Source organism: Nocardiopsis protaetiae, from assembly GCF_045446735.1.
GTDB classification, from domain to species: Bacteria; Actinomycetota; Actinomycetes; order Streptosporangiales; family Streptosporangiaceae; genus Nocardiopsis; species Nocardiopsis protaetiae.
Genome location: NZ_JBJJBV010000017.1, coordinates 43,817 through 63,041, shown reverse-complemented (window position 1 = coordinate 63,041; position 19,225 = coordinate 43,817). Strand labels below are relative to the sequence as shown.

The window sequence follows — 19,225 nt, the reverse complement described above, 5'->3', positions numbered from 1 at the left end:
AAATCGGCGTGCACGAAAACGCGCGGAAAAAGAGGACCGTTCTGGTGACGGGTGCGACCGGTGGCCAGGGCGGCGCCGTCGCCCGCGCCCTCCTCGAACGCGGATGGGCGGTGCGCGCCCTGGTCCGCGCCCCGGACACCCCCGCCGCCCGTGCGCTCGCCGCGCTGGGGGCGGAACCGGTCGTCGGCGACCTCGACGACCCGGCGTCGCTGCGCGCGGCGGCCCGGGGCGCGCACGGGGTCTTCAGCGTTCAGCCCTGCGACTTGGCCGACCCCGACCCCGCGACCGAGGTGCGGCGGGGCCGCGCCGTCGCCGACGCGGCGGCGGCTGTGGGAGTCGCCCACCTTGTTTACAGCTCCGCCGCGGCCGCCGGGCGGGGGTCGGGAGTGGCGCACTTCGAGAGCAAGGAGGGGATCGAGGCGTACGTGGAGTCGGCGGGGGTTCCGGCCACGGTGTTGCGTCCGGTGTACTTCATGGAGAACTGGCGGTACGCGCTGCCCCGGCCGGGGCTGGGGCCGGGCCTGGGACCGGGGCCCGGGCGGGAGGCCGCAGGGGGCGTCGAGGGGAACGCCGGGCGGAACGTCAATGAGGGCGCCGGGCGGAAGGTCTCGGGGGGCGCCGGGCGGAAGGTCTCGGGGGGCGCCGGGGAGGGTGCCGAGAGGGAGCGGGTCGTCCCGGTCGCCCTGGACGCGGACGCCCCGCTCCAGATGATCGCTGTCGCCGACATCGGACGGATCACCGCGGCGGCGTTCGAGGAACCCGCCGAGTTCGCAGGTCGCCGGATCGACATCGCCGGGGACGAGCTCCCTGTGCGGCGGATCGCCGAGCTGTTCGCCGCGGCGGACGGCGTCCCCACCCGGTTCGAGCGGCTGCCCGACGCGGAACTTCGGGCACAGAGCCCGGAGGTGGCGAAGATGTACGCGTGGATCAATGACAAGGGGTTCGGGGCCGACCTCGCCGCGCTGCGGGCCCGGCACCCGGGGCTGTTGACCCTGGAGGACTGGCTGCGCACCGCGTGACAGCGGGAGTGGTGTGACAGCAGGGGCGGCAGGACACAGGACAGCGGGGTGGCCGCGGGTCAGGTCCGTCGGCGGATTCGGGTCGGCTCCGTTGACCTTGGAGCTGTCGGCCGGAGCTGTCGGCTCTGGAGGTGGCTGCGGGCACCACCGCGTCAAGGCGATCGGTCTGCGGTCAGTGCGCGGCAGGGCCGTCTGCGTGCGGCGGGGTGCCGTCCGTGCCGGGGCCGGTGGGGTTGCCGATGATGTCGAGGAAGGCGCGGGCCGCCGGAGTGGTGCCGGTCCGCGCCCACACGACGTACTCGATACGGCCGGTCGCGTCGGTGACGTCGAGGGTGGTCACCCCCGTCAACTGCGGCACGTAGGCGGCGGGGAGCAGCGCCACCCCCAGCCCTTCCCCCACCAGCCGGGCCATGTACTCGGCGGAACTCACCTCGAACGCGACGTCGCGGTCCAAGCCCGCGGCTTCGAAGGCCTGGTCGGACTGCACACGCCCGGCCGTCCCGGCCGGCATGTCCACGAACACCTCGTCCACCAGCCGCTCCAGGCTCACCGATGCTTCGGCGGCCAGCGGGTGGTCGGGGGCGACGACGGCGACGTGCCGGTCCCGGCCCAGTTCGCGGACGTTGACGCCCTGGGGGCGGGCGGTGGTGGGCAGTCCCAGGAAGGCCACCTCGATCTCGCCCTCCTTGACCTGTTCGACGAGGTCGTCGCTGGCGCCCACCCGCAGGCCGATGCGCACCTGCGGGTACCGGCGGCGGAAGTCGCGCAGGGCGCGGGGGACGTCGACCGCGGCGACGGTGGGGATCAGGCCCACCTCCAGCGGCCCGCGCACCTCGCCGACGGCGGCGGCGACCTCCGACACCGCGCGTTCGGCGGCCTCCAGGCAGCGGCGGGCCTCGGGGAGGAAGGCCGCCCCGGCCGCGGTCAGCCGGACCCGGCGGCTGGTGCGCTCGAAGAGCCTGGCGCCCAGCTCCCGTTCCAGCCGTGCGACCTGGTGGCTGAGCGCGGACTGGGCGACCAGGCAGCGTTCGGCGGCGCGGGTGAAGCTGTTGGTCTCGGCGATGGCGACCACGTAGCGCATCTGCTGGAGTTCCATGGCGGTAGCGTACGGCCGGCGCGGGGTCGGGCTGCGGTGGCGTGGAGTCAGAGGCCCTGGGGTTCGGGGTTCGGGGGCCGGGTCCGGAGGAGTGGGGGCAGGCCCCGGCGGGGCGGGGGTCTGCTTTGGCGGTACGGGGGGGCGGCTCCGGTGGCGGGGGGCGGGGGGCTCAGTCCCGGCAGCCCGGGGCGAGGGGGCGGGGGGCGGAGGGCTCAGCCCCGGCGGCGCGGGGCGAGGGCGACCAGCAGGCCCAGGACGACCAGGCCGATCCCCAGCAGGCAGGCGCCGGTCCAGTGGGCGTTCACCCAGACCACGGGCGCGAGCGCCCCGCCGACGGCGCCCCCGGCGAAGAACAGGGTCATGAACACGGCGTTGATGCGGCTGCGCGCCTGCGGGCGTAGATCGTAGGCGGTGGTCTGGGAGGCGTTGAGCACCGCCGTCTGGCCGGCGTTGAGCAGGACCAGGCCCACCAGCAGCCAGGCGAGCCCGCCGTGCTGGGCGGGGAGCATCACGGTCCAGCCGGCGGCAGCCAGCGCCAGGCCGGTGACCAGGACGGCGCGCGGGTGGCCGCGGTCGACCAGGCGCCCGGCCAGCGGCATGGCCAGGGGGCCGATCACGCCGATGAGGCCGACCAGTCCGATGGTCGCGGGGGTCCAGCCGTAGGGGGCGTCGACCAGGAGGAGGGTGACCACGGTCAGGTGGACGGTGAACGAGGCCATGGCCAGCGCGGCGGTCGCGATGGGGCGGCGCAGCGCGGGCAGGTCCGCGAGCAGGGCCGCGGTGGACCGCCACAGGCGCAGCGGGCGGGTGGCCTCGCTCCGGTCGCCCCCGCCGCCGGGCAGGACCCGCCACACGACGGCGGCGACGATCAGGAGGAGGACGGCGGTGGCCCAGTAGACGGTCCGCCACCCGGCGAGTTCGGCCAGAACGCCGGACACGGCGCGGCCGACCAGTCCGCCCGCCAGGACCCCGGCCATGACGATGCCGATGTCGCGGGCCCGGCGCCCGGGCGGGGCCAGCTCGGCGGCGAAGGGGACCAGGACCTGAGCGCCGACCGAGGTGACGGCGGCCAGGGCGGTGGCCGCGAGCAGCAGCCAGCCGGTGGGCGCCGTCCCGGCGAGCGCCAGGAGGAGGCCGGTGGCCGCGAGCAGGGTCGCGGCCAGGCCGCGGCGCGCGTAGCGGTCCCCGAGGGGGACGAGCAGGCCGAGGCCGACGGCGTAACCGATCTGGGCCGCGGCAACGGCCAGGCCTGCGGTGGTGGTGGTCATGCCGAGCTCGACGCGGAGCAGGCCGAGGAGTGGTTGGGCGAAGTAGTTGCCCGCCACGGACAGGCCTGCGGCGACGGCCATGACGGGGAGAACTGCGGAGGGGCGGGAACCGCTGACGGCGGTCTTCTCCCTGGGTGCGGAAAGGGAATTCGTCATGTATTCATGGTCGCCGCGCGCGTCTTCGGCGTCCAATACATTCTTTTCATGGGATCCATCGCGATCGACGATCCATGTACGGACCTCGTATTTTTTCGGGGAAATTAACGCCCTTCATAAAGGCCGCGGAAATGCACGCCGCCGGGTGCGCCGCCGGACATCCGGACTCGGTAGCCGTGAAGGCGGATGGGGGTGAGGGTGGGGTGGGGGTGCCTCCCTTTACCCCCTGGAGTGAGGGTTCCGGTACCTGCCGCCTCCGCCCTCTGGGGTGGTGCGGCGGTTCCCCTTCGGGGCTGGGGCTGGGGCTGCGGGTGACCGCGGCCGTCACCCCCTGGGGCGGGGGTTGCGGTTTTTCCTCCCGACACCCCCTTGGGGCGGGGAGGGCGATCGGGGCGGGGGTTACTACGCCAGGTGTCTGGGCTTTCAAGCGAGGTCTGTGCAACAGCCTGTTTCCAGTCGGAGCGTTTTTCCGTGGACCTGTGTGGTCGGGGATGTGCGCTGTGCCCCGACCCGTCCCCTGGAAAAGCAACACCCCCACCACCAGGGACGTGAGTCCAACGCGTACGTCTTTTTGTTCTGCCGGGCCTCGTACCGTGGGGACGGCTCCGCGCCCAGCCCGGGTCTGTACGTTCCCAAGAGGTGACCCGTGGAGACCAACGCGACCGTGTGCGGACCTTCAGACCGCCCTCCGCAGATGGCGGGCCATTTGGAAACCTGCTCTTGCTGTCTCACCCCCTGGGGCCCGGGCCCCGTCCCGCTCTACCGAAACCCCCCGGGGCCAGGGCCGGAGGCCTCCTACTGCCGTCACCCCCTGCGGCGGGGGAGGCACAACGCACTCCGGCTATGGCTAAGGCCCCGGGCAGGTGACCGGGCTGGGGCTGAGGACCCCAGGCAAGTGGGAAACCCCCTGGAATGAAGATCCCGATCGGGTGGGCAACCCCCTGGAGTCGGGCGGGAAACACCACTGCGGCCCCACCCCCTGCGGCGGAGGAAGGTGCGATGCCCTCCGGCTATGGCTGAGGCCCCGGTCACGCCAGTGCGACCTCCACCACAGAGGGCTTCCCACCTACCCGGGGCCCTGGCCACAACCCGGCCACCTTCCCGACCACCCCGCCACAGGGGGTTGCCCACCTTTCCGGAGGCCTCAGCCCCAGCCCGGTCACATCCCTGGCCACCCCCGCCGCAGGGGGTGACGGCCGCAGGAGGCCTCCCGCCCCGGCCCCAGGGGGTGTCGGTAGAGCGGGACTGGACCCCGGCCCCAGGGGGTGAGACAGCAAGAGCAGGTTTCCAAGTGGCCCGCCATCTGCGGACGGCGGTCTGAAGGTCCGCACACGGTCGCGTTGGTCTCCACCGGTCACCCCCTGGGAACGTACAGACCCGGGCTGGGCGCGGAGCCGTCCCCACGGTACGACGCCCGGCAGACCAAAAAGACGTACGCGTTGGACTCACGTCCCCGGTGGTGGGGGTGTTTTCCGGGGACGGGTCGGGGCACAGCGCACATCCCCGACCACACAGGTCCACGGAAAGACGCTCCGACTGTGAAGCCGCGGTTGCACAGACCTCGCTTGAAAGCCCAGACACCTGGCGTAGTAACCCCGGCCCCGATTGCCCTCCCCGACCCAAGGGGGTGTCCGGAGGAAAAACCACAACCCCCACCCCAGAGAGTGACGGCCGCGGTCACCCGCAGCCCCAGCCCCAGCCCCGAAGGGGAACCGCCACACCACCCCAGGGGTTGACGGCCGCGCCAGCGCTCCCCGCCCCCGCAGGCCGGGGCCCGGGACCACCGTCGGGGCGATGTGACAGGGTGCACTCAGTGCGTCGTTGCACTAAGTGCACTTGGGTGTTTAGCGTGGGTACGTGAAAGATCGACCCGTAATCGACCGGCGTGAGGCCCTGAAGTCCCGCCATCGCCGGGCCATCATCGACGCGGCGGCCGCACTGACGGCCGAGCGCGGGGACACCGGGTTCACCGTCGACCAGTTGGCCGAGCGTGCCGACGTCTCGCGGCGGACCGTGTTCAACCACTTCCGCTCCCTGGACGACGTCCTGTTGGAGGTGTTCGGGCGGATGCTGGACGAGATCGTCGACGGCATCGGCGCGAACCTGGACGACGGGGAGAACATCTTCGACTCCCTGGCCGACGCCATCCGCGGCACCGACCTGCTCACCCCCATCACCCGCCTCAAGCACTTCGTGGGCGACGCGCCCTCGGGCCGGGCCGCGCTGTTCGAGCGGGCGATGACCGACGTGGGCACGCAGCTGGCCGCGATCGTGATGCGCCGCCACCCGCAGGCCGACCCGCTCGTGGTCGACCTCATGTGCGGGGCGATCATCGGCGGCGGCGCGGTCATCGTGGGGCACTGGGAGCGGATCACCGGTGGCCGCCTGGACGACGGGTCCCGCCGGGTCTGGTCCGAGCTCCTGGAACGCATCCTCACCGTCACCCGCGACGGCTACGGCACGGTCTGATCCCCATTCTCCTTTTGTGAAGGCACATTCATGGCTGAACTCCTGTACAGGCTCGGACGGGCGTGCGCACACCGCGCGCGTACCGTCATCGCGGTCTGGCTGGCCCTGCTCGTGGCGTCCGGCGCCTCGTTCTTCCTGTTCTCCGGGGAGCTGGAGGGCGGCTTCTCGATTCCCGGGACACCCACGGACGAGGTGAACCGGCTCCGGTCCGCGGAGTTCTCGGACCTGGCCGGCGGGTCGGGGGCCGTCATCTACCGGACCGAGGACGGCTCGGCGTTCACCGAGGAGCAGCGCGAGGCGATCGTCGACCGGGCCGAGCAGGCCGCCGGGGTCCCGGGGGTCGCGGAGGTGGTCGACCCGTTCGCCGCCGCGGTCGAGAGTGCCGACGGCGCCCGGGAGCTGGCGGAGGCACGCGAGGAGATCGAGGCCGGGCAGGCGGAGCTCGACGCGGGCCGGGAGGCGGCGGAGGCCGCCGGGATGCTGGAGCAGTCCGAGGAGTTCCTGGACGGCCAGCAGGCCGAGATCGACGCCGGTATGGAGCGGATCGAGGGCGGCGAGGCCCTCCTGGAGATGTCCTCCGGCCTGGGCCTGGTCTCCGAGGACGGTGACACCGCGCAGGTCATGGTCACGTTCACCGAAGAGCAGATGGACATCCCCCAGGAGACCCGCGACGCCGTGATGGCGGTGTTCGAGGGCGACCCGGTCCCCGGCACGACCGTGGACTTCAACAGCGACCTGGCCCAGAGCCTGCCCACCCTGTTCGGCCCCGCCGAGGTGGTCGGCGTGGTCGTGGCCGCCGTGGTCCTGGTGGTCATGCTGGGCACCCTGGTGGGCGCGGGCCTGCCGCTGCTGACCGCGCTGGTCGGCGTCGGCATCGCCACCCTGATCGCGATGTCGCTGTCGGGGGTGCTGGAGATGGCGTCGGTGACCCCGATCCTGGGTCTGATGCTGGGCCTGGCCGTGGGCATCGACTACGCGCTGTTCATCATCAACCGCCACCGCCGCCAGCTCAAGCAGGGCGTGGAGATCCAGGAGTCCATCGGCCTGGCCAACGGGACCGCGGGCAACGCCGTGGTGTTCGCCGGGACGACCGTGCTCATCGCGCTGCTGGGCCTGAACCTGACCGGTATCGGGTTCCTGGGGCTGATGGGCACCATGGGCGCGGTGGCCATCGCCGTCGCCGTGGTCGTCGCGGTCACCCTGGTCCCGGCGCTGCTGTCGCTGATCGGCGGGCGCATCCTGTCCCGCCGCGAGCGGGCCCGCCTGTCCGAGCGGGCGTCCGGCGGGGCGACCGCCGCGGAGACGGTGCGGCCGATGTCGACCGGCCGGGCGCTGCTGCGGGCCGCCGTCGCGGTGGCCGCGCTGGTGGTCGTCGCCCTGCCCGCCCTGGACCTGCGGCTGGGCATGCCCGACGGCTCCTCCGAGGCCACCGACTCCACCCAGTACCGGGCCTACACCGCCGTGGAGGAGGAGTTCGGCGAGGGCTCCAACGGCACCCTGCTGGTGATCGCCCGGCTCACCGGCGGCCCCGACGACGAGTCCGCCGAGCTGAACGCGGAGCTGGACCAGGTCACGGTCGCCGAGGCCATCTACGCCTTCGACGACGTGGCGGGCGTGGCACCGATCGCGTTGTCCGACGACTTCACCTACGCCGCCTTCCAGGTGGTCCCGGTCGAGGGCCCCACGAGCGAGTCCACCGAGCGGCTCGTGCACGACCTGCGCGAGCTGGAGCCGATCAGCGGCACCGGGCCCCTGGGCGTCGCGGGCGTGGCCAGCGGCAACATCGACATCTCCGAGACCCTCAACAACGCGCTGCCGACCTACCTGACCGTGGTCGTGGGCATGTCCCTGGTGATCCTGCTGCTGGTGTTCCGGTCGATCTTCGTGCCGGTGGTGGCCACGCTCGGGTTCATCCTGTCGTTCTTCGCGTCGCTGGGCGGCGTGGTGGCCGTCTACCAGTGGGGGTGGCTGGGCGGCCTCATCGGGCTGGAGAACAGCGGCCCGGTGCTGAACTTCCTGCCGACGATCCTGGCCGGGATCCTGTTCGGCCTGGCCATGGACTACATGCTGTTCATCGGGACGGGCATGCGCGAGGCGTTCGTGCACGGCGCGCCCTCGCGCACCGCGGTGGTGCAGGGGTTCCGGGCGGGGCGCTCGGTGGTGACGGCCGCGGCGATCATCATGATCTCGGTGTTCGGCGGGTTCGTGTTCTCGCACTCGGTGATGATCAGCTCGATCGGGTTCGCGCTGGCGTTCGGTGTGCTCATCGACGCGTTCGTGGTGCGGATGCTGCTGGTCCCGGCGCTCATGCACCTGGCCGGTGACGCCGCCTGGTGGCTGCCCAGGTGGCTGGACCGGCTGCTGCCCGACATCGACGTGGAGGGCGCCGCCCTGGAGACCCGCCACCTGCACGCGCAGGAGGGCGGGGAGGGGTCCGGCCCCGAGCGGGAGCTGGCGGACAGCACCCGCAGCTGACCCGTGACGCCGAACGGCCCGGACACGCCGCCCCCGCGGGGCGTGTCCGGGCCGTTCGGCGTACGGCGGCCCGCCGGGACGGAGTGGGCGGACCGCCCGGCGGTCAGGCGGGAACGCGGTTGCGGCCCACGAGGAACCACAGGATGGATCCGATGAAGGGCGCGATGACGACGAAGACCAGCCACACGACCTTCATGGCGCCGTCGGTCCGCGAGGCGATGATGCTGATCACCGCGGCGACGACGAACACGATCGCGGCCACCGACACCAGCAGCACGGCCACGACCGCGAACGCGGCCAGCGCCGTCTCGCCGGGGGTCGCCTGTGCCAGAGTGAGCAGGTCCATGTCCGTTCCCTTCCGTCCGGTGCGGCCGTGCTCGGTGCCCGGCCGCCGTCCGGTGCCGCAGCACCGGAACACCTCCGATGCTAGGTTTCCGACCTGCGCCGACACATCCGTCCACGGGACGCTTCGGGGTGTCGCCTTCGGTGGCACGGCGGCCCCGAACCCGTGATTTTCGTCGGTCGCCCGGCCGACTTTCGTCGATGTCCGGAACCCCCCGGTGCCGGCGTGCGTCGGCGGCCCCTGCGGCCCGCCGCCTCAGCGGTCGTCGGGGCGCGGGCCGGGCAGGCCCAGCGGGGTGGGCCCCTCCGGCCCGGTGGCGCATGCGGCAGCACCGGCTCCGGGTCCGGCCGGGTGGTGGCCGGGGCCGCGGCGGCGTCGGGTCACGGGGTGGTCCGCCGGGCGGCGGCCCCGGTGAAGGGCAGGGGGCAGCAGTCGCTGGTGGCGCATGCGTGGAGGTCGTCGCAGCCGGCGTCCAGGGCGGCCAGCAGGTCGGCGCGGATCGCCTGGAGATCTTCGATGCGGGACTCGACCTCGGCGAGCTTGACCCGGGCGCGGGTCTGGAGGCCGGAGTCGGGGGTGCGGCGGCGCCGCCCGAGTTCGAGCAGGTCGGCGACCTCGTCCAGGGTGAAGCCCAGGCGCTGGGCCGCCTTGATGGTGCGCAGGGTCCGGACGGTGCCGTCGTCATAGAGGCGGTGCCCGCCGGGGCTGCGCCCGGGGGCGGCGAGCAGGCCGCGGCGCTCGTAGTAGCGCAGGGTCTCCTTGTTGACCCCCGCGGCCTCGGCGACCTCGGTGATGCGCAGGCTCATGCCGCCCTCTCCTTCGCCCGGGCGGCGAGGGCGTCGAGGACCTCGCCGTGTTCGGGGGGAACGGCGACGGTGAGGACCAGGTCGCCGTCCGTCCCCTCGACGGTGAAATCGAAGAACGAGCAGCAGGCGCTCTCCCGCTCCGCCAGGTCGCGGACCCGGTCGGCGAGGCCCGCGGCGCCGCCGAGGTGGATGCGCGCGGTGGTGCCGTCCTGCTCGACCCGGCGCGCGGACGAGGTGAACAGGTCGTCGAACTCGGCCAGCCGCAGCGGGCGTTCGGCGGTGGGGAGCGTGCAGCTCTGCGGTACCCAGAGGTTCTCCGGGCCGTGGACCAGCGGATTCTCCGTCATGCACTCCACGCTAAACCCGTACCCCGGTCCGGGTTGCAAGTCCCGGGGCCGAATCTAGGAGGCGGTGGGCTCGCCGGTGCCGGTCTCCTCCCCGGTCCGGGCAGGGCGTCCGCGATCGTCACTCCGCGCTCGTGGAGGTGGAAGACCCCGGGATCGGTGTAGGAGTCCCGCGCCACCGCCTCGGTGTCGGGGAAGGGCGCGGGTCCCCGCCGTCAGTCCGCGCGGGGGACGCGCAGTCCGGCCAGGAGCAGGCCGACCATGCGCTCGGCGTCGTAGTCGGGATCGTCCTCGGCACCGGCGCAGAGGTTGCCGATGGCGCGCATCAGCTCGTAGGCGCCGACCCCTACGTCGACCTGTCCGGCGTCCGCCGCGGCGCGCAGGATCTCCTCGCAGACGGGCACGAGCCGGTCCAGGAAGGAGGCGTGCAGGGCCTGGAACCCGGCGCTGTCGCCCTGCATCGCGGCGGCGAGGCCGTGTTTGGTGACCAGGAATCCCACGAAGAGCCCGGCCCACTCCACCAGCGCGTCGTGGGGGGTGTCGGCGGTGGCCAGCAGCCGGGGCCCGGCCTCGGCGCAGGCCTCGATCTGGTGGCGGTAGACGGCGACGACCAGGTCGGCCCGGGTCGGGAAGTGGCGGTAGACGGTGCCCATGCCGACGCCCGCGCGGGCGGCGATGGCGCGCACGGGGGCGTCGACGCCGGACTCGACGAAGACGGCGGCCGCGGCGTCCAGCAGGACCTGCTCGTTGCGCCGGGCGTCGGCCCGCTTGCGCGGCGGGCCCTCCTGTCGTCCCTGGTCCGTCACCGTTCCCCGCCCCTTTCCGAACGCAGCCTTGCTAAGCGGAGCAGTGTTCCGTATAGTCAATCGGAGCAACGTTCCGCTTGTTCATTGTGGCACGGACGGGCTCTCCCCGTCGTGCCCGCCGAAGGGAATCCGCCATGAGCGACCCGACCCCGGTCATCTCCGTCCGCCCCGTCGTCCTCCCCGCCCCCGAACGCGGCACGGACCTGCACGTCCGTGTGTCCGCCCCCGCGACGGGCACCGACCGCCTGCCGGTCGTGGTCCTCTCGCACGGGTTCGGGCAGTCGATGGACGGCTACGCGCCGCTGGCCGACCACTGGGCCGCGAGCGGGTTCGTCGTGGTCCAGCCCACCCACCTCGACTCCCGGCGCCTGGGCCTGGCACCCGACGACCCCCGCACACCGGAGATCTGGCGCATTCGCGTGGACGACCTCGGCCGGGCCATCGACCACCTCGACGTGCTGGCCGCCGCCGTCCCCGGCCTGGCCGGACGGATCGACCACGACCGCGTCGCCGTCGCGGGCCACTCCTGGGGAGCCCAGACCGCCGGGACCCTGCTGGGCGCGCGGGTGCTGGACGCCGACGGCGTGCCGGGCGAGGACATGGCCGACCCGCGGGTCGGGGCGGGCGTGCTGCTCGCGGCGGCCGGGCTCGGCGGGGACACGCTCGCGCCGTTCGCCGCCGAGCACTTCCCGTTCATGAACCCGGACTTCTCCACGATGGCCGCGCCCACCCTGGTCGTGGCGGGGGACGACGACCACTCGCAGCTCTCCTCGCGCGGGCCGGACTGGTGGACCGACGCGTACCACCTGAGCCCGGGGCGCAAGAGCCTGCTGACGCTGTTCGGCGCCCACCACTCCCTGGGCGGGGTGGCGGGGTACGGCGCGGCGGAGACGACCGATGAGAGCCCGGAGCGGGTGGCGCTGCTCCAGCGCCTGACCACGGCCTACCTGCGGGACGCGCTCGGTGTGGAGTCCGAGTCCTGGAAGCGGGAGGACGCGGGCCTGGAGGGGTCCGCGCTGGGCCGCGTCGAGTCCAAGGGGTAGCCCTGTCCGACCTACCCGGTCCACCCCGCCCACCCGCCCACCCGGCCAGCCTGGCCTGCCCGGTCCACCCGACCTACCCGGACTACCCGGCCCGCCAGGCCTCTCCGGCCGCCAGATGGGCCCGGGTCGCGGCGCGGATGGCGCGCACGCATGCGGCGACCGCGGGGTGCCCGCCGGCTCCGCGCCGGTAGGCGATCCGGGTCCGGCGCCGTACCGGCAGCGGCAGCAGGCGCACACCGTCCGGCGGGCGTTCGGCCCCCAGGCGCGGGACCAGGGCCACACCCTGGCCCGCCGCGACCAGGGTCAGTACGGCGGTGAAGTCGTCCACGCGGTGGCGGATCCGCGGCGCGAACCCCGCCGCCCGGCAGGCCTGCACGGCGACGGTGTGGCACAGGGTGCCCGGCGTCGCCACGATCCAGTCGGCGTCCCGGAACCCGGCGACCGGGTCGACCGGGTCGGCGAAGTCGGCCGAGTCGACCGGGTCGACCGGGTCGGCAGAGTCGACCGGATCCGCGGACCGCTCGCCTTCCTCCGCGTCCGCCGCCGTCGCGACCCCGGGCGACCCACCTCCCTCCGCGTCGGCGGGCGGCTCGGCCCCCTCCCCGCCGGGGACCGCGAGGAAGACGGTCTCGTCCAGCAGGGGTGTGGAGTCGAGCGCCGGGTCGGGTTCGACCGGCGCCAGGTCGTAGTCGTGCAGCAGCGCCACGTCCAGCCGCCGTTCGCGCAGCGCCTCGGGCACCGCGGCCGGGTCCAGCTCGGTGACCGACAGGTCGAGCCCCGGGTGGTCGCGGCCCAGCGCGACCAGCGCCGCCGGGAGCAGCGTGTGCACGGCGGTAGGGAACGCGCCGATGCGCACGGTCCCGCCGAGCCCGGCGCGGGCGGCAGCCAGGGTCGCGGAGGCCGCCTCCAGGGCGGCGAGCACGGTCTCGGCGTGCCCGACCAGCGCGACGCCCGCGGGGGTGAGGGCGACACCCCGGCCGCTGCGCTCCAACAGCCGCACCCCCGCCTCCCGTTGCAGCGCCGCGAGCTGCTGGGACACCGCCGACGGCGTGCAGGTGTGGGCTTCGGCCACCGCGGCCAGGGTGCCGAGCCGGTCCAGGTCGCGGAGCAGCCGCAGGCGGCGCACGTCGATCATGAGCTCAGCTTACGAATACCTTCAGGAAGCTGAACTGGTCCTTCATATTCGCCCGCGCCACGATGGTGCCCATGACACTGAACGGTCTCTTCGTCCCCCTGATCACCCCGTTCGAGGCCTCCGGCGCGGTGGCCCTGGACGCACTGGAACGGCTCGCCCGGCGGCTGCTCGCCGAGGGCGCGACCGGCCTGGTCGCGCTCGGCACCACCGGGGAGCCCGCGGCGCTCACGGACGCGGAGAAGCGCGCCGTGGTCGAGGTGGCGACCCGGGTCTGCCGGGAGCACGCGGCCCCGCTCCTGGTGGGCGCCGACTCGGCCGAGGCGCTGCGCCGCCTGCGCGGCCTGCGCGATCTGGGCGACCCGCGCGACCCGGACGACCGCCCGGGCCGCTCCGGGAACGCGGGGGTCACCGCCGCGCTGACGGTGGTCACCGCGTTCGTCCGCCCCGGCGAGGAGGGCGTCATCGCCCACTTCGCGCACCTGGCCGCGCAGAGCCCGGTGCCCCTGGTCGTCTACGACATCCCCTACCGCACCGGCCAGCACCTGTCGGCGGCGGGCCTGCGCAGGATCGCCGCGATCCCCGGCGTCGCCGGGGTCAAGTCCGCGACCGGCGGGATCGGCGCCGACGTGGTCGACCTGCTGGCCGACCCGCCCGCCGGGTTCGCGGTCCTGGGCGGCGACGACCCGTACATCTCCCCGATGCTGGCCCTGGGCGCCCACGGCGGGATCCTGGCCTCGGCGCTGGTGGACACCGCCGGCTTCGCGCGGCTCGTCTCCGCGTGGCGGGACGGCGACATCACCGTGGCCCGGCCCCTCGGGCACCGGCTGGCCCGGCTCTCGTTCCGGCTGTTCGCGGAGCCGAACCCCACGGTGGTCAAGGCCGTCCTGCACGCGCGCGGCGAGATCCCCTCCCCCGGCGTACGGCTGCCGCTGCTGCCCGCCTCCCCGGTCACCGTCGCGGCAGCACTGGAGGAGGCGGTACCGGAGGAGGCGGCCTGACCGCGCCGGAAACGGTCACCCGTCACCGGCACCGCCGGCGCGCGCCGGCGCGCTGGGGGTCCGGCACCCCACGACGGCGGGGTCAGCGGCGCCGCAGCCCGGGATCGGCGGCGGTCAGCAGTAGCGCCGCCGCCCCGAGCCCCGCGATGATCCAGCCCAGGGTGTGCAGCCCGGTGTCGGTGGGCGCCGCCCCGAAGACCGGGCCGATGACGCCCGAGGCCGCGATCGCGCTGAGCTGCACGGCGGTGCGCGACAGGCCGGACACCACCCCCATCCGGCCCGCGGGCGCCTGCCGGTGGATCACCACCTGGTTGGACACCGCGGCGAGCCCCTGCGGGGGACCGAACAGCACGACCACGCCGAGCAGGACCCACACCGGCGCGTCGGCGCCGACGCAGGTCAGCAGCAGTCCGCCCGCGATCGGGACGGCCGCGGCGGCGACCAGCGGAACGCGGACGCCGCGAACGCGGGAGACCAGCGCGGCGGCCGCCCCCGCGAGGACGACCCCGGGCAGCTGCATCCACCCCGCGGCGTCCGCGCTGTACCCGGCCGCCGACTGCGTCCAGGGTGTGAACCCGTAGACGACCAGGTACGTGCACGCGTGCACCAGGAACATGCGCGCGTAGGTGCGCAGCAGCTCCGGATGGGCCGCGAGCATGCGCAGGACCGGGAACGGCGACCGCCGCCCGGGGCTCTCCGGGGTCGGGTGGTCCCGGTCGGAGGGCAGGCCGGCCAGCGCGCACGCCGCCGCGACCACCGCGTAGGGGGTGTTGACGACAAAGATCGCCTGCCAGCCGAAGGACTCCACGAGCACCCCGCCCAGCACCGGCCCGACCGCGGCGCTGACCAGGCTCGACACCGAGAGCGCGGAGAACAGCCCGCGGGGCGGCTCGCGCCCCGTGCGCACCGACCGGTCCCTGATCGCCGTCATCGCGGCCGGGTAGGCCGCGGACGTGCCGATCCCGACGGCGACCCGCGACACCAGCGCCCCGGCGAAGGTCGGGGCCGCGAGCGGGACCAGCCCGGCGACGGCCGCGACGGCCATCCCGGCGACGTAGAGCCGCTTGGGCCCGTACCGGTCCACCAGCCTGCCCAGCACGGGCTGGGCGACCGCGCTCGCCAGGTAGAGGGCCGTCACCAGCAGGATCACGCCCGACGCGCTCGTTCCGGTCGCCCGGGAGATGGGCACGAGCGCGACGGCGATCATGGTGGTGTTGACGGAGTTGAGCGCGGGCCCCAGGAGGACGGGGAGCGCGAAGCGCGGGCCGAACCCCTCCGAGCCCGTCCCGTCACCCGTCCCCTCCTCCCGGGGGCCGCTCAATGCCGGACCCGCCTGAGGGCCAGGAGGCCCTCGGGGGTGAAGTCCGCGGACCGGGCCCACGTCACGATCTTCTGCTCCTCCTCGCGGATCTCCCCGGCCAGGCCGGGCAGCTCCCCCGCGACGGCGGCGGGGATCCTGAGCACGCCGTGCCCGTCGCCGTGCAGCAGGTCGCCCGGCGCGATGTCCAGGCCCGCCACCCGCACGGGGACGCCGACGGCGGTCAGCCGCATGTGGGCGCGGGCCACGCACGGACCCGCCGCGTGCACGGCGTACCCCATGCCGCGCAGGTCGGGGATGTCCCGCACCCGGCCGTCGGTCACGAACCCGGAGATCCCCAGCGCGTCCAGCAGCGTTCCGTTGACCTCCCCGAGGAACGCCCCGGCGCCCGGCTCGTCGTCGAGGTCCTGCACGACCACGACCACCGGCCCCTCGACTGCCAGGACCGCGCGGTGCAGGTCCGCGACGGGGACCGCGTCGTCCCCCGGGCGGCGGGCCCGCATGGTGGCGGTGACGGCGGTGCCGAGCATGGTCCCGCCCGAGATCCGGTGGATCGAGCCGTCCGTGTACCCCTGGCCGTCGGCCCCCGCCGGGGTGCGGCGCAGGGCGTTGCTCAGGGCGGGCGTGTCCCAGCGGGCGAGCTCCGCGAGGTCGGGGGCGGTCACCGCTCCCCCTCTCGGACGGCGGCGGGCGGGACCAGGGACGCCAGGGGCACGTGCTGCTGCCCCGAGTGGACGTCGCGGTCCCGGAAGCCGCCCTGCGGCACCTGCCGCGGGAAGGAGATCTTGACGACGTTCAGCTCGGGGATGCGGAAGATCCGGACCTGGTCGGCGGGGGCGCCGTACAGCCGGGCGACGACGTCCTCGTTGAGGAGTTCGGTGTCGGCGGCGGCCGCGTAGCCGTGTTCGTCGCGCATGAACAGCTCCAGGGTGGTCCAGAACGGCCCGGCGTTCTTGGAGCGGACCTCCAGGGCGAGGTCGCCCAGGGTGGTCGGGGCGGCCGGAGTGGTCGGGGTGGCCGGAGTGGTCGGGGTGGCCGGGGACTCAGGCATCGGCGGCGGCCTTTCGGTGTGCGGTCGTGCGTTGGGCGTTCGCGTGGTGGACGGTGCGGAACAGCTCGGCGGGGTCGTCGACGTCCACGACGTGGTTGAGGACGAACTCGTAGGCCGCGCCGCGCTCGGTCTCGGCGGGTGAGAACGGGAAGGCGGTGCTGGGCAGGTAGTCCATGTCGGCGGTGGGCAGGTGCAGCATCAGCGGGTTGGCGATCTTGGCGACCGCGGTGGCGGTCTCCTGGTCGCGTGCGCGGACCAGCAGCATCACGCCCACCTCGTGTGCGGTGCCCCGGGCCGGTTCGCGCTCCTGGAGGACGGCGTTGTGCCCGTAGAGGCGGACGTCCACGGAGTACTCGTCCGGCTCCAGCCTCAGGGTCCGCCGCACCCACTGGCCGAGGACCTCGCGCAGCAGGGCGGCCCAGTCGTCGATGTTCGCCACGATGTGCGGGTCGCGGATCGCGGTGAACGACAGGGTCTCGTAGCCGCTGATCCGGGCGCCCTCCAGCTTGATGGTGTGCTGTCCGGCGACCTCGAACGCGGACCCCTCGACGCGGACGGTCCGGTCGTCGACGGCGCGGTAGGTCGCCGCGGTGACGTCGATGGTGCCCGCGGGCTCGCGCATCCGGAACGGGTCGGCGGTCTCGTAGAGCATGTGCGCGGCCACCGAGGTGGGCGTGCAGGAGACGGCCGGGTCGAGCGGCTCGATGGTGAACCCGTCCCGGTCGATGGCGGCCAGCACCCCGCCGCGGCGCGGGTCGGTGGTGCACTGGCCGCCGCATTCGACGATCTTGGCGGCGTGCCAGGTGGGGCCGGCGGGCATGCCCCGCATCAGCGGGTAGGCGGCCGCCACGGCGGTGTCGGTGGCGCGCCCGGCCAGGACGACGTCGGCCCCGGCGCGCAGGGCGGCCTCGATGGGCTCGTGCCCCATCATGCCGACGATGCGGGTGCAGCCCTCCAGGGTCTCGGGCTCCAGGCCACCGAGCGGCGGCAGCGGGTGGATGCCGCCCGCGGCCAGGCGCTCGGCCAGCGCGGACGCCTTCTGCTCGCTGTAGATCGTCGCGACGTCCAGGTCGAGCCCCTCGGCGGCCAGGAGGTCGGCGACGATGCCCGCGACCCAGTCGACGCCGGCGTCGGTGCCGCCGGTGCCGCAGGAGCCGACGATGAGCGGGATGCCCGCGCCGGCGGCGGCCCCGAGCAGGATGCGCAGGTCGTGCTCGACTTGGGCCCGCGTGGTCTTGGGCGTGGCGGAGCCGAGGTAGTAGGGGCCGGAGTCGGTGGATCCGCCGTCGATGGCGATGACGTCGGCGCCCAGGGCGATGCCCCGCTCGATCGTCTCGGGCGGGAACCCGGCCCCCAGCATGCCCGCCGGGACCAGGACCCGTACGGAGGTGTCGTTCACGTGGTGCTCCTTTGTTCGGAACGCGGAGAGGTGGGCGGGGGGAGGTGGGAGGTGGTCTTTCACAGCGCGGCCGCCTCGGGGTCGCGGCGGCGGTGCAGCTCGACGGGCACCACCGCGACCACGGCGAGCGCCGCGAGCAGGGCGGCGTCCACGAGCAGGAAGCGCCACCCCGTGAGGTCGACCATGGCGCCGACCAGGGCCGGGCCGAGGAAGCTCCCGCTGGCGTAGCCGACCGTGTAGAGGCCGGTGTAGGTGCCCAGGACCCGGGCGGAGGGGGCGAGGTTCCACAGGATGACGGCGGCGTTGACCATGAACCCCGCGGCGGCCACCGCGGTCAGGCCGAGCATGACGAGGGTCCCGGCGGGGGTGGCGAACACGGTGCCCACGACCATCGCCACGGCGAACAGGGCCATGCCCAGGCCCATCACGCGCAGCCGCCCGATGCGTTCGGAGAGCAGTGCCACCGGCAGCGCGACCAGGATGAACACCACGCCGCTGGACAGGGTCAGGCCGCCGGCGTCGCCGCGCGACAGGCCCAGCACCTCCATGCCGTACGGGGTGATCAGCGCCCGGACCGACGCCCAAGCCCCGCCGAAGAACAGGATGGCCACGAGGACGAGCAGCCGGTCGCGGTTGCGGTCGCGGGCGATGTCGGCGACGACGGACCACACGCTCGTGGTGGCGCGGGGCGCCCCGCCCTGTGCGGCGTTCTCCGCGGCCGGTGTGTTCTCTGTGGCCGGTGTGTTCTCCGCAGCCAGTGCGTCCTCCGCGGCCCGTGCGTCCTCCGCCTCGACGGACCGGTAGGCCGGGGAGGTGCTGTCCCGGATGTTCGTGACGAGCACGGTGACGGCGACGAGCATCAGCGCCGAGGGCACCCAGAACGCGAGCACCGGGTGGGAGTCGATCATGAAGGCGCTGATCAGCGCCGAGACGATGATCGTCAGGCTGGTGGCGATCTTGACCGCGGCCGCGGCCCGGCTGCGGCGTTCGGGGCGGATGAAGTCCGGGAGCAGGGACTCGGTGACGGGCTTGAAGCTGTTGGCTACCAGCGCGTAGGCGAAGATCACCGCGATCAGCACCGGGAGCGAGGACGCCAGGGGCAGAGTGGCGAACAGCAGCGCCGCGATCGGCATGCCGACCACGAGGTAGGGGATGCGCCGCCCCCAGCGGGTACGGGTGTTGTCCGAGCGGTTGCCCATCCACGGCTGGACGAAGATGCCCAGCAGGTTGTCCATCCCCATGATCAGGCCCACGAGCGCGGTGCTCGCCAGGTATTCGCGCAGCAGCGGGGGGACCTGGGCGTCGTAGAAGCTCCACGTCGACTCCTGGGCGAAGACCGCCAGCGCGACGAAGAAGGTGATCCGGCGCCCCGCCGACCGCTCGGTGGCGGTGTCCAGACCTGTCATCGGCAACCTCCGCGGGCCGTCCCGCCGGGGCGGTGTGACCCCGGACACGCTGACTCTAGTTTTGCTATTGCAAATTTGTCAAAAGTGGCAAAA

General features: G+C 73.9%; 17 protein-coding genes. 5 read left to right on the top strand and 12 right to left on the bottom strand.

Annotated elements, in window-relative coordinates; genetic code table 11:
* The first annotated feature begins 8 nt into the window (after window positions 1-8).
* Window positions 9-1,019 (top strand): NmrA family NAD(P)-binding protein, encoded by a 1,011-nt coding sequence (locus tag ACJOT3_RS04695; protein ID WP_435873333.1) that lies wholly within the window; start codon window positions 9-11, stop codon window positions 1,017-1,019.
* A gap of 172 nt (window positions 1,020-1,191) precedes the next feature.
* On the opposite strand, the gene ACJOT3_RS04690 is transcribed toward ACJOT3_RS04695, so the two are convergent.
* Window positions 1,192-2,115, bottom strand: coding sequence for a LysR family transcriptional regulator (locus ACJOT3_RS04690; RefSeq protein ID WP_406969140.1), 924 nt, complete (start codon window positions 2,113-2,115; stop codon window positions 1,192-1,194).
* 212 nt (window positions 2,116-2,327) lie between these two features.
* Window positions 2,328-3,539: an MFS transporter gene (locus ACJOT3_RS04685; protein WP_406969138.1), complete on the bottom strand. Its 1,212-nt coding sequence runs from the start codon at window positions 3,537-3,539 to the stop codon at window positions 2,328-2,330.
* A gap of 1,857 nt (window positions 3,540-5,396) precedes the next feature.
* Between ACJOT3_RS04685 and ACJOT3_RS04680 the strand changes: the two genes are divergently transcribed.
* Entirely contained in the window at window positions 5,397-6,008 is a 612-nt protein-coding gene (locus tag ACJOT3_RS04680) for a TetR/AcrR family transcriptional regulator (protein ID WP_406969136.1), read from the top strand.
* A gap of 30 nt (window positions 6,009-6,038) precedes the next feature.
* Window positions 6,039-8,483, top strand: coding sequence for an MMPL family transporter (locus tag ACJOT3_RS04675; protein ID WP_406969134.1), 2,445 nt, complete (start codon window positions 6,039-6,041; stop codon window positions 8,481-8,483).
* A 103-nt stretch (window positions 8,484-8,586) separates the two neighbouring features.
* Here the strand turns inward: ACJOT3_RS04675 and ACJOT3_RS04670 are convergent, their stop codons facing one another.
* The 4 genes from ACJOT3_RS04670 to ACJOT3_RS04655 all read right to left on the bottom strand — a co-directional run bounded on the left by ACJOT3_RS04670 (window position 8,587) and on the right by ACJOT3_RS04655 (window position 10,782).
* Window positions 8,587-8,829 (bottom strand): PLD nuclease N-terminal domain-containing protein, encoded by a 243-nt coding sequence (locus ACJOT3_RS04670; protein WP_406969132.1) that lies wholly within the window; start codon window positions 8,827-8,829, stop codon window positions 8,587-8,589.
* A gap of 377 nt (window positions 8,830-9,206) precedes the next feature.
* Window positions 9,207-9,632, bottom strand: a complete 426-nt coding sequence (locus ACJOT3_RS04665) for a MerR family transcriptional regulator (RefSeq protein WP_406969130.1) — start codon at window positions 9,630-9,632, stop codon at window positions 9,207-9,209.
* Entirely contained in the window at window positions 9,629-9,979 is a 351-nt protein-coding gene (locus ACJOT3_RS04660; RefSeq protein WP_406969128.1) for a hypothetical protein, read from the bottom strand. The genes ACJOT3_RS04665 and ACJOT3_RS04660 overlap by 4 nt, the downstream gene beginning before the upstream one ends.
* Window positions 9,980-10,191: 212 nt before the next feature.
* Window positions 10,192-10,782 (bottom strand): TetR/AcrR family transcriptional regulator, encoded by a 591-nt coding sequence (locus tag ACJOT3_RS04655; protein WP_406969126.1) that lies wholly within the window; start codon window positions 10,780-10,782, stop codon window positions 10,192-10,194.
* 134 nt (window positions 10,783-10,916) lie between these two features.
* Here ACJOT3_RS04655 and ACJOT3_RS04650 point away from each other — a divergent pair, with 134 nt between their 5' ends.
* Window positions 10,917-11,825 (top strand): alpha/beta hydrolase family protein, encoded by a 909-nt coding sequence (locus ACJOT3_RS04650; RefSeq protein WP_406969124.1) that lies wholly within the window; start codon window positions 10,917-10,919, stop codon window positions 11,823-11,825.
* 82 nt (window positions 11,826-11,907) lie between these two features.
* Here the strand turns inward: ACJOT3_RS04650 and ACJOT3_RS04645 are convergent, their stop codons facing one another.
* Window positions 11,908-12,960: a LysR family transcriptional regulator gene (locus ACJOT3_RS04645; protein WP_406969122.1), complete on the bottom strand. Its 1,053-nt coding sequence runs from the start codon at window positions 12,958-12,960 to the stop codon at window positions 11,908-11,910.
* A gap of 71 nt (window positions 12,961-13,031) precedes the next feature.
* Here ACJOT3_RS04645 and ACJOT3_RS04640 point away from each other — a divergent pair, with 71 nt between their 5' ends.
* A complete protein-coding gene (locus tag ACJOT3_RS04640; protein WP_406969120.1) occupies window positions 13,032-13,958 on the top strand; it encodes a dihydrodipicolinate synthase family protein in 927 nt (308 codons plus the stop codon).
* A gap of 82 nt (window positions 13,959-14,040) precedes the next feature.
* On the opposite strand, the gene ACJOT3_RS04635 is transcribed toward ACJOT3_RS04640, so the two are convergent.
* Genes ACJOT3_RS04635 through ACJOT3_RS04615 form a run of 5 tightly spaced genes read right to left on the bottom strand, consistent with a single transcriptional unit; the run spans window position 14,041 to window position 19,132 of the window.
* Window positions 14,041-15,279, bottom strand: a complete 1,239-nt coding sequence (locus ACJOT3_RS04635) for an MFS transporter (protein WP_406969118.1) — start codon at window positions 15,277-15,279, stop codon at window positions 14,041-14,043.
* Complete coding sequence (locus ACJOT3_RS04630; protein WP_406969116.1) at window positions 15,276-15,941, bottom strand: RraA family protein; 666 nt, start codon at window positions 15,939-15,941, stop codon at window positions 15,276-15,278. The genes ACJOT3_RS04635 and ACJOT3_RS04630 overlap by 4 nt, the downstream gene beginning before the upstream one ends.
* Window positions 15,938-16,327, bottom strand: a complete 390-nt coding sequence (locus ACJOT3_RS04625; RefSeq protein WP_406969114.1) for a DUF4387 domain-containing protein — start codon at window positions 16,325-16,327, stop codon at window positions 15,938-15,940. Before ACJOT3_RS04625 ends, ACJOT3_RS04630 begins: the two co-directional genes overlap by 4 nt.
* The gene (locus tag ACJOT3_RS04620; RefSeq protein WP_406969112.1) at window positions 16,320-17,726 is read right to left on the bottom strand and encodes an acyclic terpene utilization AtuA family protein; all 1,407 of its coding nucleotides are present in this window, start codon (window positions 17,724-17,726) and stop codon (window positions 16,320-16,322) included. Before ACJOT3_RS04620 ends, ACJOT3_RS04625 begins: the two co-directional genes overlap by 8 nt.
* A gap of 59 nt (window positions 17,727-17,785) precedes the next feature.
* Entirely contained in the window at window positions 17,786-19,132 is a 1,347-nt protein-coding gene (locus ACJOT3_RS04615) for an MFS transporter (protein WP_406969110.1), read from the bottom strand.
* Window positions 19,133-19,225: the final 93 nt, after the last annotated feature.